The following is a 25,112-nucleotide window of genomic DNA, read 5'->3' as shown; positions in this document are numbered from 1 at the left end:
CCTCGTTAAGGGGCGTCTCAAATTTAAGATGACCCATATTTAGAATGTTCAAAGTCGCCTTTTTATAAAACGGATCAAACAATCGAATAGACCCACAGGTAGAATGGTTATATTTTTCGAATATCTATAGCCTCCGAATATGCATATAAATTGTGCTGGCGGTATCGACCCTAAGGGATTTATGAATTCATTTAATTGGGATAAAAACTTTGAGACAGGCATTGGTGTTGTCGATGAACAGCATCAATACCTTGTCGGTTTTATCAACCATTACGGAAACCTGTTGTCGGAGAATACGATCTCTATCGGCGACATGAGCGCTGCTTTACTTGACCTCACACGCTATGCCGAATTTCATTTTAAAGAAGAAGAATCTTTGATGAGAGAGCGTGGCGTTTATGACTTACACATTGAAGAACACATCAAAGTGCATCGTGTGTTTATGCAAGACATCTACAGCATGCAAGCCTTCATCTTGGAAGAAGATCAGGCGTCAGCACGTCAGCTACTGGATTTCCTCATCCATTGGCTTGCTTATCACATCCTTGGCATCGACCAAAACATGGCGCGACAAGTGGCCGCGATAGAAGAGGGTGCAACACCTCAACAAGCCTTTGAAGCAGAAGAAAAGCAGCAAGACTCTTCGACCATCCCTTTACTGGCCGCGCTTAAAGGCTTATTTGAACAGGTCTCTGAACGAAACAAACAGTTGTTGCGCTTCAATCAGGTACTCGAAGACAAAGTTGAAGAACGAACCGCAGAATTGAAACGAGCGAACAAGAAGCTCGAAGAACTCTCGTTAACCGACTCACTCACTAAATTACCTAACCGTCGTTGCGCTTTTAAACAGTTAGCTTTGCATTGGCAAGAATCGAAAGAATTCGGCATGCCTTTGGTGTGCATTATGATCGATGCTGATCACTTCAAGCGCATTAATGACACTTGTGGGCATGATGCTGGTGACTTGGTGTTAAAAACCCTTGCGAACGAGCTGAAAAACAGGTTTCGCAACGATGATATTGTGTGTCGATTAGGAGGCGATGAGTTCTTGGTGATTTGTCCGGATACCGATCTTAATGGTGGCATGCACATCGCAGAAACGACGCGACAGAAAGTGTCTGAACTAGAGGTCGAAACCGGCAACCAAGCTTGGATTGGTAGCATCAGTGTCGGTGTGGCTGAAATGACCCAAGAATTCGAAACCATGAATGAATTGATTAAAGCGGCTGACGAGTCCGTTTATCTAGCGAAAGATGCGGGTAAGAACAGCGTTTGTTCTATTCAGATCTAGCCTTCAGGTCATTTCCAAATTAAGAAGTGGAACCTGTAATTGTTCCACTTCTTCCTACTCCTCATTAATATCCTGTTAAATTTGCCGTGTTTTTAGTCAATAACTTGTTCTTTTAGCGATTCAATTTGGCATTGGTTGCGTGTTTGATTACTATGTGTAGCTATCTAAAAAAACTAATCATCCGATACGGACACTACCAACTGGTAGATGAGGAAATGATGCAACATCTAGAAGAGATCATTGCTAATGCAACGACTGCTATTGATACAGCAGATTCGTTAGTCGCACTTGATGAAGTGCGAGTTCAGTATTTAGGTAAGAAGGGTGAACTAACTCTTCAACTACAAAGCCTAGGTAAACTTCCACCTGAAGAGCGTCGCACTGCTGGTCAAGAGATCAACAAAGCGAAAGGTGCTGTTCAACAAGCGATCGCAGCTCGCAAAGACGCACTACAACGTGCAGAGCTTGAAGCGAAACTAGCTGAAGAAACTATCGATGTGAGCCTACCAGGTCGTCGCATTGAGAACGGTGGTCTTCACCCAGTTACTCGCACCGTTGAGCGTATCGAACAGTTCTTTGGTGAGCTTGGTTTTAACACTGAGTCTGGCCCTGAGATCGAAGATGCATTCCACAACTTTGATGCACTAAACATCGCAGACGATCACCCAGCTCGTACTGATCACGATACTTTCTTCTTCAACCCTGATCTAATGCTACGTACGCACACTTCTGGTGTTCAAATCCGTACGATGGAAAACGGCAAACCGCCATTCCGCTTCATTGCTCCGGGTCGTGTTTACCGTAACGACTACGATCAAACTCACACGCCAATGTTCCACCAAGTGGAAGGTATGTTAGTTGATGAGAACGTAAACTTCGCACAACTTAAAGGCATTCTTAACGATTTCCTTTGTAACTTCTTTGAAGAAGAAGTTGAAGTGCGTTTCCGTCCTTCATTCTTCCCGTTCACAGAGCCTTCAGCTGAAGTTGACGTGAAACGTAAAGATGGCAAATGGCTAGAAGTTCTAGGCTGTGGCATGGTTCACCCTAACGTACTTCGCTCTGTTGGCATCGACCCTGAGAAATACTCTGGTTTTGCATTCGGTATGGGTGTAGAGCGTCTAACGATGCTTCGTTACGGCGTAAATGACCTTCGTGCGTTCTTCGAGAACGACCTTCGTTTCCTTAAACAATTCAAGTAATCCGGGGCAGTCAAAACTATGAAATTCAGTGAATCTTGGCTACGCGAGTGGGTTAAACCTGCAATTAACAGCGAAGAGCTAGCTCACCAAATCACTATGGCTGGTTTGGAAGTTGACGATGTAGAACCTGTTGCTGGTGAATTCACCGGCGTTAAAGTAGGTAAAGTGGTTGAGTGCGGTCAGCACCCAGACGCAGACAAACTACAAGTTACAAAAATTGATATTGGTGAAGCCGATCTTGATGGAAATAAACAGCTTTTAGACATCGTATGTGGTGCATCTAACTGTCGTCTTGGCCTAACTGTAGCAGTAGCAACAGTTGGCGCAGTACTTCCTGGTGACTTCAAAATCAAGAAAGCAAAACTACGTGGCGTTCCATCGCACGGCATGCTTTGTTCTTTCTCTGAGCTAGGTATCGACGTAGAGTCTGACGGCATCCTAGAGCTGCCAGAAGGCACAACGCTAGGTATGGACGTACGTGAGCTTCTAGAGCTTAACGACGTAACTATCGACGTAGACCTAACAGCAAACCGCGCAGACTGCTTCAGCATCCGTGGTCTTGCTCGTGAAGTTGGCGTACTAAACCGCGCAGACGTTACAGAGCCAACAGTTGAAGCTGTTGCAACAAGCATTGAAGACACAGTATCTGTTGAAATCAAAGCAACTGATGCTTGTCCACGTTACCTTGGCCGTGTGGTTAAGAACGTAAACGTGAAAGCGGAATCTCCAATCTGGATGCAAGAAAAACTGCGCCGTTGTGGTATCCGTTCAATCGACCCAGTTGTAGACATCACAAACTACGTGATGCTAGAGCAAGGCCAACCAATGCACGCATTTGATCTAGCTAAGATCGAAGGCGGTATCGTGGTTCGTCTAGCAGAGCAGGGCGAAAAACTAACACTTCTAGATGGCAACGAAGCTGAACTAAACAGCAACACGCTTGTTATCGCTGACCACAGCAAAGCACTAGCAATCGCTGGTATCTTTGGTGGTGAAGAGTCTGGTGTAACAACTGAAACAACAGACGTTCTTCTAGAAGCAGCATTCTTCGCACCGGATCACATCCGTGGTCGCGCACGTGCTTACGGCCTACACACTGATTCTTCTCTACGTTTCGAGCGTGGTGTTGATTCAACACTTCAAGCAGCAGCAATGGAGCGTGCTACACAGCTTCTAGTTGAAATCTGTGGTGGTGAAGTTGCGCCAGTAAACGGCAGCGAATCTGAAGCTGATCTTCCTAAAGCAAACGTAGTTGCTCTACGTCGCGCTAAGCTAGACAGCCTACTAGGTCACGAAATCCCATCTACAGACGTAGTGGAAATTCTTACTCGCCTAGGTTGTAACGTTGAAACGACTGATGCTGGTTGGACGGCAACGTCTCCATCTTGGCGTTTTGATATCGCAATCGAGCAAGACCTAATTGAAGAAGTAGGTCGTATCTACGGTTACGATAACATTCCAAACCAAGCGCCTAAAGCGGCACTTAAAATGAATGACCACAAAGAAGCTGACCAACCGCTTAAGCGCGTTCGTGACCTTCTTGTAGACCGTGGCTACCACGAAGCAATTACATACAGCTTCGTTGAACCAGAACAACAAAAACTTGTTGTACCTGGTGTTGAGCCGCTAATCCTGCCATTCCCAATCTCTGCGGACATGTCAGCAATGCGTCTTGGCCTAATCCAAGGTCTACTAAACACAGTTGTTCACAACCAGAAGCGTCAACAGTCTCGCGTTCGTCTATTCGAATCAGGCCTACGTTTCATCCCTGAAGCAACTGCTGAAAACGGCATGCGCCAAGAAATGATGCTTGCGGGCGTTATCTCTGGTACTCGTGGCGAAGAGCACTGGGACATTGCAACTAACACAGTAGATTTCTTCGATCTTAAAGGTGATCTAGAAGCAGTTCTTGAGCTTTCTGCAAACGAAATCGCATACAGCTTCAAAGCAGCTAAGCACCCAGCACTTCACCCAGGTCAAACTGCGGCTATCGTAGTAGACGGCAAAGAAGTGGGTATCATTGGTACTGTTCACCCAGAACTAGAGCGTAAGTTTGGTCTTAACGGCCGCACTATCGTATTCGAAATCGAATGGGCAGCTATCAACACTCGCGTGCTTCCAGAAGCAGTAGCAGTATCTAAGTTCCCTGCAAACCGTCGTGATATCGCAGTAGTTGTTGACGAAGCAGTTGCTTCTGGCGACATCGTAGAAGCGTGTATCGCTGCTGGTGGCGAATTCCTAACAGGCGCTAAACTGTTCGACGTATACGTTGGTCAAGGCGTTGAAGAAGGTAAGAAGAGCCTAGCAATCGCACTTAGCCTACAGTCTGTAGAGCGCACACTTGAAGATGCAGACATCGCTGGTTCAGTAGATGCTATCGTAGCTTCAATCTCAGAGAAATTTGGCGCAGCACTTCGCGACTAATCTCTTCTGATAGATAGAAAAATCAAAGGCCTCGCATTGCGAGGCCTTTTTACGAATGATAACCCGACTACAATTTCAAATCTGCATCATCAATAAAACCAACAGGAAGCCCATCTAACTTTTCTGAACTATATTGTGCAACGATAAAGCCAGATAAATCTTTTACAAGATGGTCTGGTACGTCATTATCAACCAAGATAATTTGACAGGTACGGTCTTTATTCTCAAATTCTTCTGTTAGGTTTATGATATATTCATATATATTCTTATATTTTTGTGGGTCAGAAACAGCTTCTTGATTGTCAGCATCTTTCTGATTACTAGAAATATTATAATTTTGGTCTTTAGTTTTACCTAGATATTTACCAACAGTGTCAATCATTAAAAATGACGGATAATTGATTTTTGAATGTAACGATGCTTCTATTAACGAACATAGATGTCCAATAGAAACAATGGTTCTTAAGCCACCCGAAGTTAGATTCGCATAATCAATTCCTCTAACTTTCGCTGAGAAACTAACAGGGTCATAAGATATGTTACTAGGAGACTTTATTTTCACAAAATTTAAGTAACAATGTAAGTAGTCTGCTAAGTCACTTAAAACTTCCGACATGGAAGGTGCGCTTTCTTTCAATAATAATATGTCATCTTTTAACTTTGTTATTCTAATATCTAAAGAGCTGATACTAGTGGAAAGGTGTTTATGTTGATTCCTGACTTTTAGACGGTTAACTAATTCTTTTCTTTTTTGTTGTAATTCACCTAATTTCGTAGTGTATATGTCTCTTTCTGCTAAATATGGACTGGTTAGCTCTTTCATGTTTTTCTCTTGAACTTTTAGAGCTTCTTGCTCAACTTCGTCAAGTTCCTTCAATTGGACTTTAGATAGTTCCCAATCACTTTTAGTTCGTGAAATTATTGATTCTGTATCTCGAATTCTTCGCTTTAGTAAATTTATTTCATGGGATACTTTTTCTCTATCATCAATAGTAAATCTTTCTCTGGCTAAACTAATATCTAGGGTACTATCGCAAATCGGGCATAATTCTGTTTCACCAACGATTTCTCCGATTATGTTAGTTGCAGATATTGAAGCTTTAAATTTATCAATGTCGTTTATATAGTCATTTTTTAACCGAGTAAATTTCTCAATCTTTAGTTTTCGGTCTTGATTTTGTTGGATTAAATGTTTTCTTTTTAAGGATATTTTTTCTATTTCATCTCTAATCAGCGTATATATTTCGTTATCGGTAATCTTCGCATGATTTAAGTTTTTTATTTCACATTCAAGATTTTTAATCTGTAAATCTACTTTATCTACGTTGTCATCAAGGGTATTCAGTGTCTCAAATTCGGATTCTCTTAAGAAATCGGCGACCATGTTATACTTATTTTCAATGGATGCTTTTTCTTTAACTTTATCAGATAGTAACCCTTCTAAGTTACTAAGATTACTATCTAGTGCGTTGAAAATATACTTGAATACTTCTTTGTTCTTGGTTTGGATTGCATAGTTTTCTGACCTTAGAAAGTTTTTACTCCCAAGAGCATCTTGGTCAACATAGCAATATTTAAAGAGATCTCTAAAGCTTAACCTAACTAATTTAGAATCATCTTTACTTGGTGATTCCTTTAATCTGACCTTAGGGAGATCTAAGTTGTCTAATAAGAAGTCAGAATAATAACCAAGTCCAGGATATTGTGCATTTTGTGAGAAGTTTGGAAGGTACTTTTTACATGCAAAATTTTCGATTTCGCTAAAACTACATGGATACACTTCAATTGGAAGTCTGGAATTAAAAATGTCGCGTTTAATAGTGTAGTTGTTACCGTTCAAATCGATATCTAAGACTGCATATTTTCCGGAAGCTTCAATTTCTGGGTAGAGGTCAAAACTTTTTGCACCAAGTAGATAATCTATCAGGTTTAATATGCTGGATTTTCCAGTTGCAGAATCTCCATAAATTATGTTTACACCTTTGAAAAATCTGACACTATAGTTTTTTTCGTGTCCAACAACAACAAGCTTGTTTATTAAAATGTTACTAGCCATTACATATTACCTATTCTAATAATGTCATTAAGACTGTTATTCAGTTGAGATGTAGTTAAGCTAAGGGTTGGTATTAATTGCTCAGATAATTCTTTTATCTCAGAAAAGTAGTTACTTGACAGGCTTTCTGTGCGCTTTTTACCATCTTCAGTAAGAGTATATAGAAAGCCATCTTTATTTTTATAGTTCACAGATATCAAATTCTTGTGAACTAATATCTTTAATATGTCCTTCATTCTATCTCGGTCGAATAAAGGGTCAAGGTTAAATGATATTGATGAAACTGAGTAATCATTTTTGTTTTTTACTAAGTTATTTTTACCTAGTGCGTTTAGAAATCGATTTATTTTCTGTGGATTTCTAACTAAATAGTCATATATGTGAATTCGTTCATTATTCATTTTCAATGTGCCACGTTTGGTTGAACTTAAATAATAAAGTAAAATCATAACCACACTGAGGTTTAGGTAAATGTCCTCATCTGGTTCAACAAACGGTAGTCTCATGATAATACCTTGTCTAAGTTTCTTTCCTTACACCACCAAATATCAGAAGATTGGTCATTTGCTAATTGGTGTAACATTCCTTTCTTATGATAGTTTTGAAGTGAAGGTATTAAGCTTCTAAGTAGCATAGAATCTTGTTCTGTTATTTTTGTATGGACATTAGCTAGTAAAATTCCAGAGTTAACATTCTCATCAGCAAGGTAACTATCATAACTATCTTTATATATTTGTCGTATATTAATAAATAGTTTATTTAGCTGTTCTTTGTCGTGCTTTGAATTAAATAGTTTCCTTACAAACTCCGCATTATAAAACAGTTCTTTAGCATTATCTTGACTCTCATGTGCGATATCTGCAAGTATGAGTTTTAGAACAAAGAATTCTTTATCTAAATCTGTATTTTCTATGTCAGGAACCTTTTTAAATCCAACATTTTCCAATGTCTCGTTTTTAAACTGCTCTTTTATAAATTTAACGACACTCAAATAGACTATTGATTTGTCACTTTCTGGTTTACAAATAGTTTTATGGTCTTCAGCTACAGAGATTATATCTTTTTCAATTTTATCTATTGCAATAGCGCTATGCTTTGTAACAACATCATCATAGTTACCATAAAAGTATTTCGTGATAGGTTTAGAGTCTAAATAAACCCAACTTTGGTTGAGTTCATTTATAAACTTTTCTACTGGATTTAAATTAGATATCTGTAAGTTACTACTGATTATACTCCCTAAAACTGACATGGAAGCACCTTGATGAGGGACGGCTAACGACAAGAATAACTTTATTTTCGTATGGTTGTTTAGGTTTATTTCATTCTTTATAAGGTTCTTGGTAATCAAACCTCCCATACTATGAGCTACTATATAGATATTGTCATATTGTTCTAAAGAAAATCTGATGTGACTGGATAAATTATTTGAAAGCTCATCTATATTTAAGTTTCTTTCTTTTTTGTGAGTTTTTTTCCAAATAATATCTCTAATTCTTCTAGATTTCTCCTTTGTATCTGCAAATAAATTCAATAGTTCAGTAAAATAACTATAAGACGCGATATCAAAATGTTCTGATATCGTTGCGTCATTTAACAAAAGTTCAGGGAAGAAGGCGCTATTGTCATTTGTCCAAGTCTTTTTGACATCTCCAGTAAATCCATGAACGAATAAAATGAGATTCCTGCAATCTTCTCTTTTTTGACAGAATTCAAAATCTTGAGCCATTTGTAAAGCTCCTCATAATGATTTTATATTGAAAGTTCATTTAATATATCAATAAGTTAATGTCCAAAATAGTAGAAATACATAGAGTGGTTGTAAAATGCTACATATTGCACAGAAATGTAGCTCTTATCGATTGTTGTGGGTTGGGTAAGGGGATCTGGCTCAAGGTGGTTCCTATGATAAATACCCTTGACCCGTCTACAACTTCACACTTTATAGTGCCTATATTGATTGAGAGGGGCGCTTTCTGTGTTCCCTCTAAAGTAAGTAGAGAGACACTATGAAACGTTTAATTCTAAACATCACATTCTTGGTATTCATGGCGCTTGGTAGCATGAATACCATGGCTCATGATTCAACGGTTAAGTACGGTATTGCGATATCTCAAGATGGTGAGCAAATTGCGTATGGCAAAAGTGGGAGCGGGGAAACGGCGCTGATCTTCATTCACGGTTGGAGCCTAGACAGTAGGCTTTGGCAAAACCAAGTGAGTGATTTTTCAAAGCAGTACCAAGTGATCACCATGGACTTAGCAGGGCACGGTAACTCGTCGTTTAACCGCGAAGAGTACACCATGGTTGCATTCGCTGAAGACATCAAAGCCGTCATCGAGAAAGAACAACTCGAATCCGTCATCTTAGTTGGGCATTCCATGGCAGGTGGTGTGATTGCAGAAGCCGCTAAACTGATGCCGAAAAGAGTGAAGGGCATTATTGGTGTCGACACATCGCAAAACGTCGCACTAGCTGTTTCACAAAGCGACCTAGATACAATGACCAAACCGTTTGAAGCAGATTTCCAAGCGGGCATCACTACGTTCGTGAAAGACTCGCTACCAAAAGACGTAGACGCGGATTTACTTTATTGGGTAACGCAAGACATGTCGTCAGCACCGCCAGCTATCGCGATAAACCAGTTCCGCCATTATCTAGGCCAATACGTAACAGGCGAAGCCCACCGCCGTGTATGAGAACGTGAATGAACCAGTAATCTTGGTGAACCCTCGTCTATGGCCAACGGATTCAGAAGCGAGCAAGAAAAACATCAAGTATTACAGCATTTATTACATTGAAGACTCAGGCCACTTCCCAATGTTAGAGCAACCACAGCAGTTCAACATAACGTTGATGAAAGCGGTTAAGTCAGTGAAGTAGGGCAGTTGTAATTTATCTATAGATAAAACTAAGGCCTCGCGATTGCGAGGCCTTTTTGTGCTCTGTAGGGTAAACAAAACAAAGTGGCAAAGACATGTGAGAATCGGCTAACAATCCCCTCCTAACCTCCCCTTGGTTTACTTCTCCAACCTCTTGTTGATAGTGGGAAAGGGGAGGAACTGAATACCGATCGCTACATGTGTTGTTATATGTTCAGCGCCAAAGAATGTTCTCCCCCTCGGTCGTATATCTAAAGAGACCGGTGAACTCCATTTGAGGGGGAGCTAGAGGGGGAGTTTTCTTTGCCGTGCAAGAGAGTATCTGTTTATGTGGCTTTTATTACTCTGTATAGATCGCTATTCCATTTACCGTCTGTTCAGAAACAGGGATTAAGTACTGGTAGTCTGTGCCTACTCCTCCCAATACTACAGAGTTGTTGCTTCCTGTCGCTTGAAGCAAAACGCCATTAGCTCCTAGTTTAGCTGCCTGCTTTTTTAACTCCTCGATTGCATAATCGATGGAGCCTTGCTTAGTCACACCTGCATCACTAGATGCATCAACTAAAGCTATTTTTTCATAGTTCTCTGGTGCTTCAAGATAGAGAGTGACTTCTTGAGGTGTAATTGGATCTCTGGCTTCGCCTACTAATATCGCAGAGCCAGATGCACAGCCGAATAAAAATAACGTGATAGAAAGAGCTAGGGTTTTGAAGATATTCATTGGGATTAGGTTTGTTTCAGGAATCAAGAGCGGATTATAGCGAAATAAGACCTCTTATTGTTTGTGGGTATTGTAACAAGTTGCGTAATTGTTTGTGCATCAGATACATACCAGAGTTGACTTACAATCCCCTCCTAACCTCCCCTTGGTTTACATCCCAAATCTTTTTTGGGTAGTGGGAAAGGGGAGGAACTGAACGCCGATCGCTACATGTGTTGTTATATGTTTAGCGCCAAAGAATGTTCTCCCCCTCGAACGTATATCTCAAGAGATCGGCTGACTTGATTTGAGGGGGAGCTAGAGGGGGAGGTTTTGGTTTACTAGAGCTGGTCAGACACGACCTTGATGAAAGCGGTGAAATCAGTGAAGTAGGGCGGTTGTAATCAGTCTATAGATAAAACGAAGGCCTCGCGTGTGCGAGGCCTTATTAGATTTGTTCGACATAACGCTGGTTAAAGTGATCAGAAATTTTTGTATTCGCAATAGTTAAGCTTTTTTGAAAGCGACTCTAGGCTAAGTTTTGCCAATGTGTCTTTAAAAGGCGAACTGTGTAAGGCAGTCGTGAGGATGTCGCACTCTTCTGCTGAAAGCAAATTAGCATGCCTGAATAAGACGTAATCTAATGCGATGTGTAGGTACAATGTTGAGAAGTCAGCTTGAAGCAAATCATGATTGTTATTCAACTGCCTGATAAGTCCTTTAACGCTTCTTTCAATACCTTCCTTTCCCCTAATCGTTAGCACGTTTTGCTCAGCTTCGAAGCGGCTCAATGCAGCGCATCGAAATGCTACTTCCATCAACGTTTTACTTACTCCCAATAACGACATGCGTTGAGCATCGCTAGCCTTGGTCGCTGCTAGTTTTTCTGTTGGGTATGCTTGCATGAGGAACTCGCAGATCGTTAAGCTCTCGGTCAGTGCAACCCCATCACTGGTTTCTAGAACCGGAATGGTACTAAATGGATTAGCTGCGACTAATGTGCTCGGTGTTTGCCACGGGTCGACCCATTCAAGAACCATTGGAGCATCACATAAATAGGCCGTTGCCAGCACTGCCCTGGAGAATGGCGAGGTGTCGTTTAAATACAGTTTCATGAGCGATTCCTTTGCTAAGAACTTGTTTGAGCAGTGTTTAATGTCTGCTGTTTGGTTGATGTAAATGCGATGCAGAGTATCGACAAAATCAGTGCACTCGCGCTGATCATAAATAACAGGTTATAACTGGTGAGTTGAGGGGCGTAGTGAGCCATAACGAAGCCGACGATTCCTTGCGATATAGCAAACGCCATTGTCATTGCTCCCCAAGATTTCGTATGGAGTTGTGTCCCAACGATTTCTAGGGTGTAGGTTGATACCAGTGTTACGGTGCCCGGCGTAAACATACCGACCAACAAAGATGAAGCAAAAAGTGCTGTTTCACTGGTGCTTAAGAGTGGAAGAGCAACCCCGGCAGTTTTGCAAGTAAACGCCGCTACTAGTGCTTTTTTAAGTCCAAACTTATCACCTAATATACCGGTTACTATTGGTCCAATCGCAGCTCCTATACCAAAAACAGCCCAGTAAAACCCACCGCTCGTAAAACTCATTTTTAGCTCTCGAACAATATAGTCGACCCAGAAAAGAGTATGAGGCAGATAGCCAATAGCGTTGAAGGTATAGGCTAACAGTACACAGCTAACACTGATACGCTCATTCTTAGATAAGGCATCAAACGTCGATGGACTTTTATCACAATGGTTTGGCTTAACCTCAAGAGACCAAGCGTTCCACGTCAGGACAGTTGCAACGAAAGCGATCGCTCCCATACCTAACCATGCACTCTCAACACTTTGGTAGATAAGTAAAGGTATGATGGTTCCTGAAATCATCGCGCCAAGACCGATGCCTGAAAACACGACGCCACTGATTCTTGCTTTCATTTCTTGCGGGTGAAGGCTGGTGATCACAGGGGGAGCGAGTACCATGAGTATCGCACCGGATACACCAGCAATAGTTCTAAGTGTTAAAAACCATTCAAAGGGGGCAGACTTTAAGGCACAACCAAGATAACTGAAGCTACTTAGCAATAAAGAGGCACGTATGAGTGTGCCTGTTGAATAATATCTTTGTAAAAAGCTCGAAGCAGGTGCTCCGAAAATATAGCCAATCAGTGTAGCTGCACCGAGTATGGAGGCATCTTCGCTTGAGAACCACCCACTTTGAATGAGCACAGGCATTAATGCTATATAGGCAAAGCGGCCAATACCATTCCCAACTAGTGTTGCTGCGAGCCCAGCGAAGGTGCTGCGGTTTAGTAGCTTTACGTGCTGCATATCTCATACCGTTGGTTTGCGTTAGTAACATTACGCTAACATTTAAGGCTGAGCTATCTAAGCTGAGTTTTTACTCTAATGCTTAAGGTTTGATGACAACTTACATTTTCTGTAAGTGTCAGATTGGTCATTTACATTTTCAATCTCTTGTTGATAGTGGGAAAGGGGAGGAACTGAATTCCGATCGTTATGTGTGCTGAGATACATTGAGCGACAAAGAATGTTCTCCCCCTCGTTCGTCTATCGCAAGAGATCGACTGACTTAATTTGAGGGGGAGCTAGAGGGAGAGGTTGTTTATGCAGGTTTAGTTTTGACGGCTTCACGACAGCTTAGGAAATAAAGCGAAGAGACTAAGAGGACCGCGCCACATAATATCCAGCTTGTGGATATACTGTAATGCTCGGAAATGACTCCAAAAGCTAAAGAAGCTAGCACTCCACCAGCGGTAACGGCAAAAGAGCTGATGGACAAAATGGTTGAGCGCATCTCATTTGGAGTACTGTCATTAAGTAATACCTGCTCAGAATTGTTGCCCATTGTGAAAAGAAAGAAAAACGCCAAATACAGAAGAGAAAAGCTCATGGTGCTGTTGGTGTTAGCAAGTAAGATCAGCGACAGGCCGGCAAGTGCGCGAGTGACAAACATTAAAGCCTTGTGAGAACCGCCAAATACTTTTAGTAGTGGAACGGACACGATTGACGATAAAGCGGCCATCAAGAAGTACAGTGCCGATATGATGCCAAACAGAGTTAAGTCTTTGGAATGAACTCCCATTAATTCAGATAGGTAGGGTTGCCAGAGGTTTTCCACAGCACTCATTGCTGCGCCAAAGATAAGTGTTGCCTGAATCACTAACCTTAACGTCCAATGGTTTAAAGAGAAAGTAAGCGCCTTGATGCAGGTTTGTGCCGCGGTTGTGATGGTGTTTTTGTGGTCTATTTTGAAGCTTCTCTGCTCATGAGGAAGTAGTAGCCATGTAAGTAACAGCAGGGCAAGACTCGATACGCTAGCGGTGAAAACATTGATGTCATACTCGTCAAATGACTCAAAATAAGAACTCACGATACTGTTAGGTAGAAATCCGCCGATAAGGGCTCCGGTCGCTAGACCAGCAGTCACGAACACATTAACTTTTGCAATTGCAGTATGATACGAGCCTGCTCCAGTGCTATCAGTAAACGCATCATAAAACCATGCATCGAGAGTACCTGAGTAAACGGCTCTAGAAGCTCCCAACAATAAGGCGCTAATTAAAATACTGAACAAGCCATTTGCATAGAGTAGGTTTAGGCAGCCCAGTAGGGTGAGTATTAACGAGTACGAATATGTTTTTTTTCGCCCAATAGTGTCAGCAAGCCCACCGACCGGTATCTCTAATAGTGTTGTGCTTCCAATCCAAACAGCCATGACAATCCCAACTTGTGCCAGGTTGAGTCCCTTAGACTGAAAAATCAGAATAATGACAGGAATAAGCAACCCGACTACTGTCCAGTGTAGGTATTGTTGTATGCCAAATCGCACAACTAACTCTTTTCGTTGCATCAATACGTTCCTTTGTTTATTGAAAGTGGCATCATCCTTTATTGATACTTAGGTGCAACTTATGATTTAAAAGGGTAGCATTGTGATACTTTTGGTATCTCTATTTGAGGCGGTTTGAACGAAATGGACGAACAACTATCATTCGAAATTTGTAAGTTACTCAAAAGAGAGCTTAAAAGGTGCAATATTTCATATCGTGCACTTGCGGCGGAACTGGATATATCCGAAATCAGCATTAAGAGGTTACTCAACAGTTCTCAACCACTGTCTATTCAGAGGCTAGTCGCGATAGCTAACCTCACGGACATGCCGCTATCAAAGCTTCTTGCTGAGGCAGAAGAAAACATTGCTTCTATTCCCGTTTTCTCTAAAGAACAAGATGACGCGTTTTTTGAAACCCCCGCACTTTTCTCGTTCTGGTCAGAGTTAGCAGAAGACACTACCGTTCAATGTATTCAAGAAAAGCACAAGCTAAACGATGCTTCAGTACACCTGTATCTTCGACAATTAGAAAATCTCAGCCTTATCGAGATAGGTTCTAACAATAAGTACAAACTGCTCTTGCCCAAAGAAACCGCGTTTGTAAAAGGGGCTAGGTATCCCATTTATTTCAAATCTCAGGTGTTAAATGGTTTACAAGAACGCGTCATTAATTTGCCTGAATCTGATGATGATGCCTTTCTCACAAGCTTCAAAGCTGAGTTGACGAAGGATGAGTTTATCGAGATTAATAACATGTTAGATAACTGGCTGTTTAATAAGCTGCGAGAAAGACAAGCGTTTGATGGTCGAAGGTACGAAGAAGTGAAGCCTTATACATTTGGTTTTATGGGAGCTCAGGGGGAGTTCCATGGTCAGATGCCAGCAATAACGAATCTAGTTTAGCTAGCTTTGTTGATGAAAGCGGTTAAGTCAGTGAAATAGGGCGGTTGTGATCATTCTATGAATAAAACTAAGGCCTCGTGTTTTCGGGCCCTAGTTTTTGAAGGCTAATCGATGGAGTCTGTCACTGCTGTGAGAATCCATTATTTTTTGTCTTGAGACTCTTTGTATTTTTGTGCAATCCACTCATGTAAGTGAAGTCCTGTTTGGCGTTTTAGGAATACACTGATTCCAGCCAAAATTAACAGTCCAATTATTGTGCCCATAATCATCTCCACGCTTTGTCATTGTTTTTAAATCAGCTTAATCAATACGTTAGTGCTTTGATTAATCCATTGATTTCATCATTTTATCTATATTAAGCCCACCAAGATCCTCGAGGTTATTCTTAATCTCTTCATCGATTGATAGTTGGCGTTCCACTTTTTTTATTTCCTTCTCAAGAAACTTTTCAACTTCTTGAGATACGTTGAACATTAAGCCCTGCTCACGCGCTGCTTTTCTCGCTCGTTTTAGGCGAAAATCTAACTCTGATGGAATTTTAATGTTCAGCGATACTTTGGGTTGTTTTTTTTGTAATGACATATCGGTTCTCAACTTTAGCTAGAAAATACTATAAACTTTTCTACCTTTTTAGCAAGAAATTTTGTGTAAAAGAACTCAGGAACGAATAAGAAACACGTCAAGGTTTGCAGTGTTTTCTACATTGAAGGGACAGTCATTTCCCAGTGCTAGCGCAACTCAGTAATTCAACATAACGCAGGTGAAAGCTTTGAAGCTGGTGAAGTAGGGTAGTTGTACGTGAGAATGAGCTACAAATCCCCTCCTAAACTCCCCTTGGTTTACATCTCCAATCTCTTGATGACCATAGGAAAGAGCAGGAACTGAATATCGCTCGCTGCATATGCTGCTACAAGTCCAACGCCAAAGAATGTTCTCCCCCTCGAACGTGAATCTAAATAGGTCGGTGAACTTCATTTGAGGGGGAGGCTCTGGTCCTGTTCAACACAACGTTGATGCAAGCGGTGAAGCCAGTGAAGTTCGAGTGGGCGCTGTAGTTGTTAAAGGATCGCTGTAACAGTTCGATAGAAAAACTGATGTCTCGCGATTGCAGGGCATTCTTGTGTTCCGAGTGAAACTCAATTTCTCCTACGTTCTGACGTTGATAGTGATAGAATCTCTGCATTAGAAATATCGAGAACCACTATGTTTATCCATCATGTAAACGGCATCGACTGGCTGGTGATTACCGCCTTTGAAGAACTAAAACCGATGTTTATCGAAGATGCTGGCCCAATCCCATCGTACTTTTCTAGTAACAGTGAATTGAGTTTGATTGACCAAGCCAAGCGTAGCTATGGTTTTTTGCCGACACTTCGCGGCGTCATCACTGATACTGGCACCTATCAGAGTAAAGATCTTGAGGAAGATTTGAACCCGCAGTTGGCCTGTATCGTTGAAGGTCGTGGGCGAGTGTTCATCTATCACGGCGACTACGTGGCTTTTGTCGATGATGAACAAACCTTCATTACCCGAATGGATTAAATTCAGTAAAGTAGGGCGGTTATAACCCTTGCTATATAAACTAAGGCCTCGCATTTGCGAGGCCTTTGTATTGAAGTTTAGTAGTAACCGAGCTCAACGAAAGCTTGGGATAATCGCTGGAATACCCGGTAGAAGGCCAACCAATGCCATCACGCTTGTTAGTACAACAAACATAATGCCCGGTAGTACCCAACGGCTCATCTTACTCAGTTCACCACTACGTTCTTTACAGCCAACTAAGCCTAAGTTGTCTAGCAACATGGTGATAGACCAACCAAATGCTGGGTTTACAAGCGCTGATGAGAACACAACAATCGCTGCTGATTGAGTAGTTTTGCCTTCACGCGTCATCTCCATTCCTGCCTCTAGCAGTGGAACGAATACACCCACAATCAGTGCCACACAAAGTACCGGTTGCCAGATAGCTAAATCCATCGGGTAGCCCCAAATCGCAGCGATGATACAGAACAGAGCCGTCAGCAAAGCACCCGCCGGAATAGGGCGTTTAGCAATCGCCGCAGGTACGATGTAAGTACCCCATGAAGACGTAAAGTTAGTACCGCCAAGTAGCGAGCCGAACGTTTGACGAATAGACGCTGTTGTCATGGTGTCATCAATGTTCATGTGTACTTTTTCAGTGCGCTCTGGGTAGCTGATCTTTTGGAATACTTGATGCCCCAAGAAATCTGGTGACCACATCGCTACTGCTAGAATCGCGAACGGCAGTACTACCATGAAGTGTTCAATCGTCGGTAGACCTAGCATCCAACCTGTATCTTCTCCCCACCAATACATCGGGTTCATGTTAGGTAAGCCTGGCTCAGTGTGGAAAGCAAATGGCGCACCCATAGCAAATGCAATCGTACCACCCAGTAAGCAGCTAAGAGGTACAGCTAACCAACGCTTACGGAAGTGCTCCAATAGCGCATACAGAATAATGGTGCAGAAGATCACCACAAAAGCGATGTGGCTCATGCCGATGCCTTCCGCCCAAGCGAACAGTTTTTTCACCTGAGAAGCGGTTCCCACAAAGCCAAGGTAGAGCAGCAATCCGCCACACACACCTTTACTGGTGAGGTTAGCCAACATACTGCCACCTTTACTGATGGCTAACAGCAAGCCAAAAGCGCCAATCAGCAAGCCAAAGGCCATTGGGTGACCGCCAGCAGCAACCACGATAGGGATTAATGGAATAAGTGGGCCGTGCGTACCTGCGAGGTTGGCCGTTGGTAGTAGAAAACCAGAGAAAAGGATGATGAAGACAGAAGCAATAAGGAGTTCATAACGAACGTTTTCTAGAATAAAGTCTTCATTTAACCCAAGCGCTCCAGCAAAAGTGGCAGCAATTGCACCGACCATTACTACTTTACCAATGGTCGCAGCCATCGCAGGGATGGTGTCTTCTATCTCAAATCGATAGTCTTTAAACGGTAAATTTGGACGCCAGCGCTTCGGCGACATGATTTGTAATTCGTGCTCTAGATACTGCTCTCGGGATTCAAACTCTGAGCTTGGTTTGTGTTGTTGTTCATAGGAAAGTTCGTCCTCATGGGTTTGAGGCTCCTCTCTTGGCATATTTACGGACTCTAAAGTACTGCTCATTTTGATTCCTTTCTTTCACACTCTAAGGTGTGTTGTTCCAACAAACGTTATTGACTCATGCAGGTGTGCAAACAATGCGTCAACTTATAATTAAAGATTCGTTAACATTTAGTTGTTAGTACCTTATACCAAACCCAAAAAAACAAATAGACTCAGGCAGTTAGACATTAGTCGTAGGATGAAGGCACTAGAATGAAAGCCTGTAACTTGGATGGGGAAGCTTGTTTGTAGACGATGAACTTAATGGGTAATAAACGAATATCTAACAAGAAATGCTTGGCGCTAAAGCATCCGTTAAAGTCTATCGATTATTACTTGCTAGAAGTCTTGGGTGTGGTTTGATGGTGAAGCTGTCTGAAAAGTAAACGATGAGCTTGAGACCAAGGTATACGCTAGAAGGTAACTTTTAGTAATCCAAAGGAAGAAAGGCAGCTGTTGTTATGAGTTTTGCCAAAGCTAAATGTAAATCCGTCTGATAGCAACGTTTTGAATTAAATTTATTGATAATAATTCTCATTACGTTATTTTGTTGTCTCAAACATACTCATTGTTGCGGAGACCAACATGGAACACTCGGATATTACTCAACTGCTTATTCCAAAGAGCGATTGGGCATCGCCTGATCTCTTTCTCTATGAAGGAGAAGACAAACTTCACCTGAGCTTAGAAGGCGCAATTCAATACAGTGGATTGAACAGCATTGGTGGTGTGGTTCTAGGCTTTAGGATGATCCAACACGCGGTGCAACTCGCGGCGGGTGACCAGTCTTTGCAACGTGATGGCATCAGCATTTATACCGCGTTCCCTGGACGTGGTGCACAAGATGCCTTTGAGTACACATGCCGTGCACTGCGTGATAAACGTTATTGTTGTGATACCACATTGCACCACCCAGCAGCGCAAACAGGGCAGCGTGGTCAGTTCCTATTTACGATTCGCTTGAATGAGCAATCTATGGTGATGACGCCAGCAAACGGACTACCACGAAAAAGCTACTTTGAAGCTGACCGACATTCACAAGACGGCCGAGAAGCTACGTTGAGATGGCGTGACGAGAAGATCAACTTCGCCAATACACTCTTGAGCTTGTCGCCAGAAGAGTGCTTACGCGTGTTGTAGCTCTCCGTTTCCATAAGCAGAATGAGCTCACTAACTGAATGCAGCTCGGAAACAGAATAGTCACCATAGGTCGCTCGCTTTTAAGTGGGCGACTTTTTTGTATCAGCGCTCGCGGAAACTAGATTCCTGGCCGCGCTTAGGCTTGCTGGAATGATTCGTTTTCTGCTAACACATTTAAGCGTATAGGTGAGGCAGTTTTCATATCATTACACTGTCTATGGTTATACAAAGTGATATACTTTTTACCTAAGGCTTTGAAGAGCTGATGAATTAAAGGATTAGAACGATGGCAAAAACGATCTCATTGGTACTGGGTAGTGGCGGCGCTCGAGGCTTGGTTCATGTTGGCGTTATCCGCTGGCTAATTGAACATGGCTATGAGATCAAATCTATCTCTGGCTGTTCAATTGGCGCGCTTATTGGTGGGGTTTACGCGGCGGGTAAGTTGGACGAATTCGAAGAGTGGATCACCAGTATCGACCAATCAGATATGACTATGCTGTTGGACTTTTCATGGCAATCGAGCGGGATGTTCAAAGGGGATAAGATCATAGACTCTCTACGTCAGTTAATCGGTGAGATTGCTATTGAAGAGCTGCCTATTCCTTATACCGCCGTTGCTGCTAATGTCGCTGAAGAAAAAGAGGTTTGGCTGAAGTCCGGTTCTCTGTTTGATGCCATTCGCGCTTCTATCTCTCTGCCACTGTTTTTCACACCTCATGTCATCAATGGTGAAGAACTTATTGATGGCGGAGTGCTTAATCCTGTACCGATTGCACCAACCTTCGGCGACAACACAGATGTCACGATAGCTGTGAACTTAGGTGGCGAACCTGAACTGCTTAAACAAGAAGTGACACCAGTTTCCCTGCCGACGAAAGAGAGCAACCTGCACGATAAGGTTGCTAATTTTATTGATAACCTAGGCAATAACGTCAAAAGTAAAATGAGCTTCAACTTTGCGGCTTACGACATTGCCAACCAAGCGTTTGATGCGATGCAGTCGACCATTGCTCGCCAGAAACTAGCCGCTTATCCTGCCGATATTACCCTTGAAGTCCCACGTAATGCCTGTGGCACCTTAGAGTTTGAACGCTCAAAGGAGATGATAGATAGAGGCTATCATTTGGCACAGGCGACACTGGGCAACAGACTTTAATGTGATGGTTACTGACTCGAGGAAGAGAGTATTTATGGAAACGGAACTCAAACAACTTGAACTCAACGATTTGATGGCAACAAAAGATGTCATTGTGCTTACCAGCATAGAAGAGCAGGCGATATCTTGGCTCACAAGTTACTATCAAAAAAACGCTGATATTCAGGTTATCGAGAACGCACATCAACTAGAGACAGACACGATTTTGGCGCAATGCCGAAGCGGCCTTAACGAAAGTAAAAAGGTGATACTCACCGCCCAGTTTCGTAGCCAACTTCCTATCATCAATATCGCTTCACTGTGTAATGAGAAGCGCAAATCATTGATCAACATTGAGCTGTCAGATTGGGATGAAGAGCAGTGCCTTCCTCAGTCATTTAGTAGTTTTTAGGTAACAACTTTGCCTTAATCTCCGCTTGATTTATATCTTCGGTATCTTACTGGTACGGATGCAAACAATGATGGTATCCGTGATGACATTGAGGCGTTTATTGATGTGTTAGAAGTGACCGAGCCTGCCCGAAAAGCCTTAAAACAAAATGCCCATTACGCACAAGAGAGTCTGTATCACGGCTGGAGTGTAAAGAATAGCGCCAATATAAAAAAGGCATTAGCGATTAGCCATAAACATAACAAAGTTCTCGCTTGTAAAGAGTTTGTTGGTATTCCCGTAAGAGATATAACCAATACAGGGCAACCGACGACTAGCTTGCTCTATCTATGGGTTTTATTTGGTTGAGGTAACGAGAAAGTGCTTCCACTAAGTCTGACTTAATCAGTGGTTTCGTTAACACTTCATTTGCGCCTGCTTCAATGAAAGCTAGAGTTGATGTTTGCATGATATCGGCAGTCCAACCAAAGATAACAAGATCGTCATGTCCAGCTTGTCGTATTTTTCGAACCGTTTCCAAACCATTCATTTCCGGCATATGGTTATCAATAATAAATAGGTTGAAACGACCGGTTTCTAAGTGTGTTAAAGCCTCATAGCCACTATTACAGGTAACGCACTCAACGTTTAATTTATCCAAGAATCCTTTGGCGATAATAAGGTTCATTTTGTTGTCATCTGTCACTAGAATCTTAAATGGAGACAGGTCGATTTGCTCTGTTATTGGATGCTTATCATCTTCGGCCTTAATTGATGGTAGGTTTATAACAAAGCTGAACTTGCTTCCTGTACCAAGCTCGCTTTGTACAATAAGTTTACCGTTCATCAAGGTCACAAGTTTATGGCAAATTGCCAACCCAAGTCCGGTCCCACCATAATGCCGAGTCGTTGAGACGTCTGCTTGCTCAAACTCATTGAAGATTGAGCTCAGTCTTTCAGCTTGGATGCCGATACCTGAATCTTCTACCGTAAATTCCATCGCGGAGTGATCTAATGGGTTGATACTGACAGTGATCGAACCATTCGCTGTGAACTTCAATGCGTTCCCAACTAAATTTAGAATGACTTGTCGGATCCGAACTGAATCGCCGCTGTAGGCAGAGGATGCATTACTGTTATCTCGCAAAGAGAACTCAATCCCTTTTTCTGAACATAAGGTCTGATAAGTGTTTAACACGGGGTTAGTGATGTCGCACATTTTGAATGAGTGTGGATCAATTTCTAAACTGTCATTCTCTATTTTGGCTAAGTCTAGAATATCATTAAGAATGGCAATTAAGTGCTCGCCTGAGTCAAGTGCTAACTGAAGAACCTCCCTTTGCTCAGCTTTTTCCAAGTCTTCTACCAACATCTGTAGAATACCCAGTAAGCCATTCATTGGAGTTCTAATTTCATGGCTCATTGTCGCCAAGAACAGTGATTTTGCATCATTCGCCTGGCGAGCATTGTTTGCCTGTTCTTCTAATTCCTTCTCAAGCAGCTTAAATTCTGTGATATCACGTTCAATGGCGATAAAACGTTCAACTTCACCTTTCACGTTGCGTAAAGGTACGATATCAATATCAATCCAGTAGGGCGTTTTATCGATCGCGTAATTCAATATTTCTGCTTTAACTTGGTTTCCTTGTTGAATCGCAGAACCTATTCGATTTATTGTGCTAACAGAAGTCTCTTCACCTTGTAAAAATGAGCCTGGCCTTAACCCTTTGATGGAGTCTAAGCGGTAACCTGTCATTCGTTCAAAAGCACTGTTTACCCACTCAATACGTCCTTTATTATCGGTTATCACAACGCCATCTCTGGCTGTCTTGACTACGGTGGCAAGAAGGTGACTTTCACGTTCTTGCTCTGCTAGTCGTTTGTTGGATTCCTCTAGGAGCTTTTTGGAACCAGCCAATTCTTTGTGGGGATTAACGAATAATTTTTGCCCGATAAAAAACACTAAAATTGAACTGAGTGCTAATACAATCAAAAGCCCATTTATCAGCTCCTTCTGTAAGCTTAACAGCTGGTTGGTAACAAAAGAGCGGCTTACCCCTTGAGTCAATACTAAATCACCTCTTGTTAAAGCCGTTTGAGTCAATAGCCAGTCTTCTTCACTGTATTTATTTTTAATTGGTATGTGTGAATGATGGCCATGAGAGTGAGTATGCGAGTTATCTTCTTCAATAAGAGATGCGATCGGTGAGCTTATTTGACTGAGCTCGTACCAACGCTCTCGGTTCGTGACAAACGAGCCAAAGAAATCATCATAATCGACAGCGGTTTCACCATATAGCACGCCTACGAAATCGCTGCCTTGAAGTAACGGCATAAATAGCTTGATACAAATATGGTTAGCATCATCATGCAAAAGGTAAAGGATACGATCATCGACTTCCTGATTCGCTATCGCGTCAAAGATAGCTTGCTCTTGCTTTGATGCGGGATGACGAAATGTATCTTCAAACAACAGCTGGCCGGTACGGTCTCGCACGGCAAATTGCATTGACTGGTTCTGCCCCTTGAATCGCTCAAGATGAAATGAGAGCCGTTCTATATTTGAGACCGACACTGCGTCGATGACCCCTTGGTATTGCGAAGCTAAAACAATGCGGTCTTCTGCAACCTCGAGATACTTTTCCATAAAAATTTTGGCAGACTCAAGCTCGAAGCTACTGTTACCGCTTTGCAGTTGTTTGACGGTCGATTGGCTGTGATTAGAGAGTACATAAAGTGAAATGCCGCCGTAGGTCAAAGACGTAAGCAAGAGAAAGAGTACAAGCAACACTTTGGGGCTAATAGAAGATAGCTTGGTCATGCTGAAATGACTTCCATGTTATTTTTTGGAGTTATATGAGAAATATAGGATAGATATCTTGTCTATGGGCTTGATTATCCTTTTTGTCGAATAGAATGGGTGCTGACTAGGTCCATTCTCATAGCCCTTGATTCGCCGAGTTATTGCAAAACTTCCTTAAATATCTATGTTTAATATAGAAAACCAATACAAAAAGGGTCATTTAAGTATGGATGCCACTCCCGTCAAAGTTCTGTTTGTGTGCGTGAAGAAAGGTGTAAGAGCGGCTATCGCTAAAGCGATTGTCGAGCTGCAATCTAATGGGGTGATACACGCTAGCTGTTGTGGGTTTGAGCCAGGACCAACTCCTCAAGTTCTCTTAGATGAGTTGTCTAACATGCTTGACGTTGCAATAATTGGCGAGAGTAAAACAGTATTTGAATACAAAAAGACTAATGAAAAATTTGACTACGTTATTACTCTTTGCGACCAAGCAAGTAATGAGCAGTGTCACTTGTTTGTTGGATGTGTGAACTTGGTTTGCTCTCACGTACCCCATAGGCTCCATTGGGCTATCCCCAATTTGGCTGGTGCAATAGATCTGCCAGAGAGAGAAAGGGCCCAGTTTGTAAGAGGGGTTGTAGAACAAATAGATCTTAAAGTGACGCAACTTGTGGCAATGGCACAAACAAACGGCTAAATGGTCTCTCAGCTTGCGTTAGTGTGGATTTACTTATCTTACGGGTAACTTGGTTTTTGTCTTTACCTGTCCAAAGGCGAAGCTTGATTCAATCGAAGCAATATTGGGCAGGCGAGTTAACTGCTTGCGAATAAACTGCTCGTAGCTTTTTAAAGATTCACTTACCACATGCAGCAGGTAATCGTGATTCCCCGTCATTAGAAAGCACTCTAACACTTCATCAATCGCTTCAATGTGCTGCTCAAAGTCTCGCATGTTCTCTTCAGTCGGCTTTTCAAGTTTCACCAACACAAACACATTCACGGGCAGACCGCACGCTTCTTGATCGACACTGGCGTGATAGCCTCGAATGATCCCTTGTTTCTCTAATGCTCGAACTCGGCGTAAACAAGGGGAGGGAGAAAGTGCTACGCGGTCGGCTAACTCTTGGTTAGTGAGTCGTGCGTTGCTTTGCAGTTCAGCCAGTATCTTTTTGTCGATTTCATCCATTGGCATATTCCATCAA

21 protein-coding genes and 2 pseudogenes are annotated in these 25,112 nt (G+C 42.2%); 11 read left to right on the top strand and 12 right to left on the bottom strand.

Translation table 11 applies throughout. The features are described from left to right. The first annotated feature begins 181 nt into the window (after positions 1–181). From F0228_RS09925 to pheT, 3 genes are all read left to right on the top strand, one after another. On the top strand, positions 182–1,291 hold the full coding sequence (locus F0228_RS09925; protein WP_171762188.1) for a GGDEF domain-containing protein: 1,110 nt from the start codon (positions 182–184) through the stop codon (positions 1,289–1,291). Between the two features lie 218 nt (positions 1,292–1,509). After that, entirely contained in the window at positions 1,510–2,493 is a 984-nt protein-coding gene (gene pheS, locus F0228_RS09920) for a phenylalanine--tRNA ligase subunit alpha (RefSeq protein ID WP_004741591.1), read from the top strand. An 18-nt stretch (positions 2,494–2,511) separates the two neighbouring features. After that, a complete protein-coding gene (gene pheT / locus F0228_RS09915; protein ID WP_171762187.1) occupies positions 2,512–4,917 on the top strand; it encodes a phenylalanine--tRNA ligase subunit beta in 2,406 nt (801 codons plus the stop codon). 67 nt (positions 4,918–4,984) lie between these two features. On the opposite strand, the gene F0228_RS09910 is transcribed toward pheT, so the two are convergent. Genes F0228_RS09910 through F0228_RS09900 form a run of 3 tightly spaced genes read right to left on the bottom strand, consistent with a single transcriptional unit; the run spans position 4,985 to position 8,702 of the window. Next, entirely contained in the window at positions 4,985–6,973 is a 1,989-nt protein-coding gene (locus F0228_RS09910) for an exonuclease SbcC (RefSeq protein WP_171762186.1), read from the bottom strand. Continuing rightward, positions 6,973–7,479: an ABC-three component system middle component 4 gene (locus F0228_RS09905; RefSeq protein ID WP_171762185.1), complete on the bottom strand. Its 507-nt coding sequence runs from the start codon at positions 7,477–7,479 to the stop codon at positions 6,973–6,975. Before F0228_RS09905 ends, F0228_RS09910 begins: the two co-directional genes overlap by 1 nt. Continuing rightward, positions 7,476–8,702, bottom strand: coding sequence for an ABC-three component system protein (locus tag F0228_RS09900; RefSeq protein WP_171762184.1), 1,227 nt, complete (start codon positions 8,700–8,702; stop codon positions 7,476–7,478). Before F0228_RS09900 ends, F0228_RS09905 begins: the two co-directional genes overlap by 4 nt. Positions 8,703–8,982: 280 nt before the next feature. Here F0228_RS09900 and F0228_RS09895 point away from each other — a divergent pair. Further along, positions 8,983–9,856 (top strand): annotated as a pseudogene (locus F0228_RS09895) (alpha/beta hydrolase). 339 nt (positions 9,857–10,195) lie between these two features. Here the strand turns inward: F0228_RS09895 and F0228_RS09890 are convergent. The 4 genes from F0228_RS09890 to F0228_RS09875 all read right to left on the bottom strand — a co-directional run bounded on the left by F0228_RS09890 (position 10,196) and on the right by F0228_RS09875 (position 14,430). Then, complete coding sequence (locus F0228_RS09890) at positions 10,196–10,576, bottom strand: hypothetical protein (protein WP_171762183.1); 381 nt, start codon at positions 10,574–10,576, stop codon at positions 10,196–10,198. 461 nt (positions 10,577–11,037) lie between these two features. Beyond that, complete coding sequence (locus F0228_RS09885) at positions 11,038–11,670, bottom strand: glutathione S-transferase N-terminal domain-containing protein (protein WP_171762182.1); 633 nt, start codon at positions 11,668–11,670, stop codon at positions 11,038–11,040. A 14-nt stretch (positions 11,671–11,684) separates the two neighbouring features. Then, positions 11,685–12,887, bottom strand: coding sequence for a YbfB/YjiJ family MFS transporter (locus tag F0228_RS09880; RefSeq protein WP_171762181.1), 1,203 nt, complete (start codon positions 12,885–12,887; stop codon positions 11,685–11,687). 295 nt (positions 12,888–13,182) lie between these two features. Further along, complete coding sequence (locus tag F0228_RS09875) at positions 13,183–14,430, bottom strand: MFS transporter (RefSeq protein ID WP_171762180.1); 1,248 nt, start codon at positions 14,428–14,430, stop codon at positions 13,183–13,185. Between the two features lie 123 nt (positions 14,431–14,553). Here F0228_RS09875 and F0228_RS09870 point away from each other — a divergent pair, with 123 nt between their 5' ends. Further along, positions 14,554–15,315 (top strand): helix-turn-helix transcriptional regulator, encoded by a 762-nt coding sequence (locus F0228_RS09870; RefSeq protein ID WP_171762179.1) that lies wholly within the window; start codon positions 14,554–14,556, stop codon positions 15,313–15,315. Between the two features lie 140 nt (positions 15,316–15,455). On the opposite strand, the gene F0228_RS25955 is transcribed toward F0228_RS09870, so the two are convergent. Together F0228_RS25955 and F0228_RS09865 are read right to left on the bottom strand one after the other, a co-directional pair. Beyond that, positions 15,456–15,578, bottom strand: a complete 123-nt coding sequence (locus tag F0228_RS25955; protein ID WP_301338008.1) for a hypothetical protein — start codon at positions 15,576–15,578, stop codon at positions 15,456–15,458. A gap of 61 nt (positions 15,579–15,639) precedes the next feature. Beyond that, complete coding sequence (locus tag F0228_RS09865; protein ID WP_171367040.1) at positions 15,640–15,897, bottom strand: hypothetical protein; 258 nt, start codon at positions 15,895–15,897, stop codon at positions 15,640–15,642. 621 nt (positions 15,898–16,518) lie between these two features. On the opposite strand from F0228_RS09865, the gene F0228_RS09860 reads away from it, so the two are divergent. Further along, a complete protein-coding gene (locus F0228_RS09860) occupies positions 16,519–16,857 on the top strand; it encodes a cytosolic protein (RefSeq protein ID WP_116870390.1) in 339 nt (112 codons plus the stop codon). Positions 16,858–16,950: 93 nt separating this feature from the next. Here F0228_RS09860 and F0228_RS09855 read toward each other — a convergent pair whose 3' ends face one another. Continuing rightward, on the bottom strand, positions 16,951–18,459 hold the full coding sequence (locus F0228_RS09855) for a DUF3360 domain-containing protein (protein ID WP_171762178.1): 1,509 nt from the start codon (positions 18,457–18,459) through the stop codon (positions 16,951–16,953). Between the two features lie 564 nt (positions 18,460–19,023). Between F0228_RS09855 and F0228_RS09850 the strand changes: the two genes are divergently transcribed. From F0228_RS09850 to F0228_RS25815, 4 genes and pseudogenes are all read left to right on the top strand, one after another. After that, positions 19,024–19,578 (top strand): hypothetical protein, encoded by a 555-nt coding sequence (locus F0228_RS09850; RefSeq protein WP_171762177.1) that lies wholly within the window; start codon positions 19,024–19,026, stop codon positions 19,576–19,578. A 286-nt stretch (positions 19,579–19,864) separates the two neighbouring features. After that, positions 19,865–20,737: a patatin-like phospholipase family protein gene (locus F0228_RS09845; RefSeq protein ID WP_171730573.1), complete on the top strand. Its 873-nt coding sequence runs from the start codon at positions 19,865–19,867 to the stop codon at positions 20,735–20,737. A 34-nt stretch (positions 20,738–20,771) separates the two neighbouring features. After that, complete coding sequence (locus F0228_RS09840) at positions 20,772–21,128, top strand: hypothetical protein (protein ID WP_116870391.1); 357 nt, start codon at positions 20,772–20,774, stop codon at positions 21,126–21,128. A 45-nt stretch (positions 21,129–21,173) separates the two neighbouring features. Continuing rightward, positions 21,174–21,434 (top strand): annotated as a pseudogene (locus tag F0228_RS25815) (chromosome partitioning protein ParA); the annotation flags it as partial. Positions 21,435–21,441: 7 nt separating this feature from the next. Here the strand turns inward: F0228_RS25815 and F0228_RS09835 are convergent. Beyond that, entirely contained in the window at positions 21,442–23,928 is a 2,487-nt protein-coding gene (locus F0228_RS09835) for an ATP-binding protein (RefSeq protein ID WP_171762176.1), read from the bottom strand. 208 nt (positions 23,929–24,136) lie between these two features. Between F0228_RS09835 and F0228_RS09830 the strand changes: the two genes are divergently transcribed. Next, on the top strand, positions 24,137–24,607 hold the full coding sequence (locus F0228_RS09830; protein WP_061031566.1) for an arsenate reductase: 471 nt from the start codon (positions 24,137–24,139) through the stop codon (positions 24,605–24,607). Positions 24,608–24,640: 33 nt separating this feature from the next. Here the strand turns inward: F0228_RS09830 and F0228_RS09825 are convergent, their stop codons facing one another. After that, positions 24,641–25,096, bottom strand: coding sequence for an Lrp/AsnC family transcriptional regulator (locus F0228_RS09825; RefSeq protein WP_032548816.1), 456 nt, complete (start codon positions 25,094–25,096; stop codon positions 24,641–24,643). Positions 25,097–25,112: the final 16 nt, after the last annotated feature.

The organism is Vibrio sp. 99K-1 (genome assembly GCF_013114585.1).
In the GTDB taxonomy this organism is placed as follows: domain Bacteria; phylum Pseudomonadota; class Gammaproteobacteria; order Enterobacterales; family Vibrionaceae; genus Vibrio; species Vibrio chagasii_B.
This window is presented reverse-complemented; position numbering and strand designations above follow the sequence as displayed.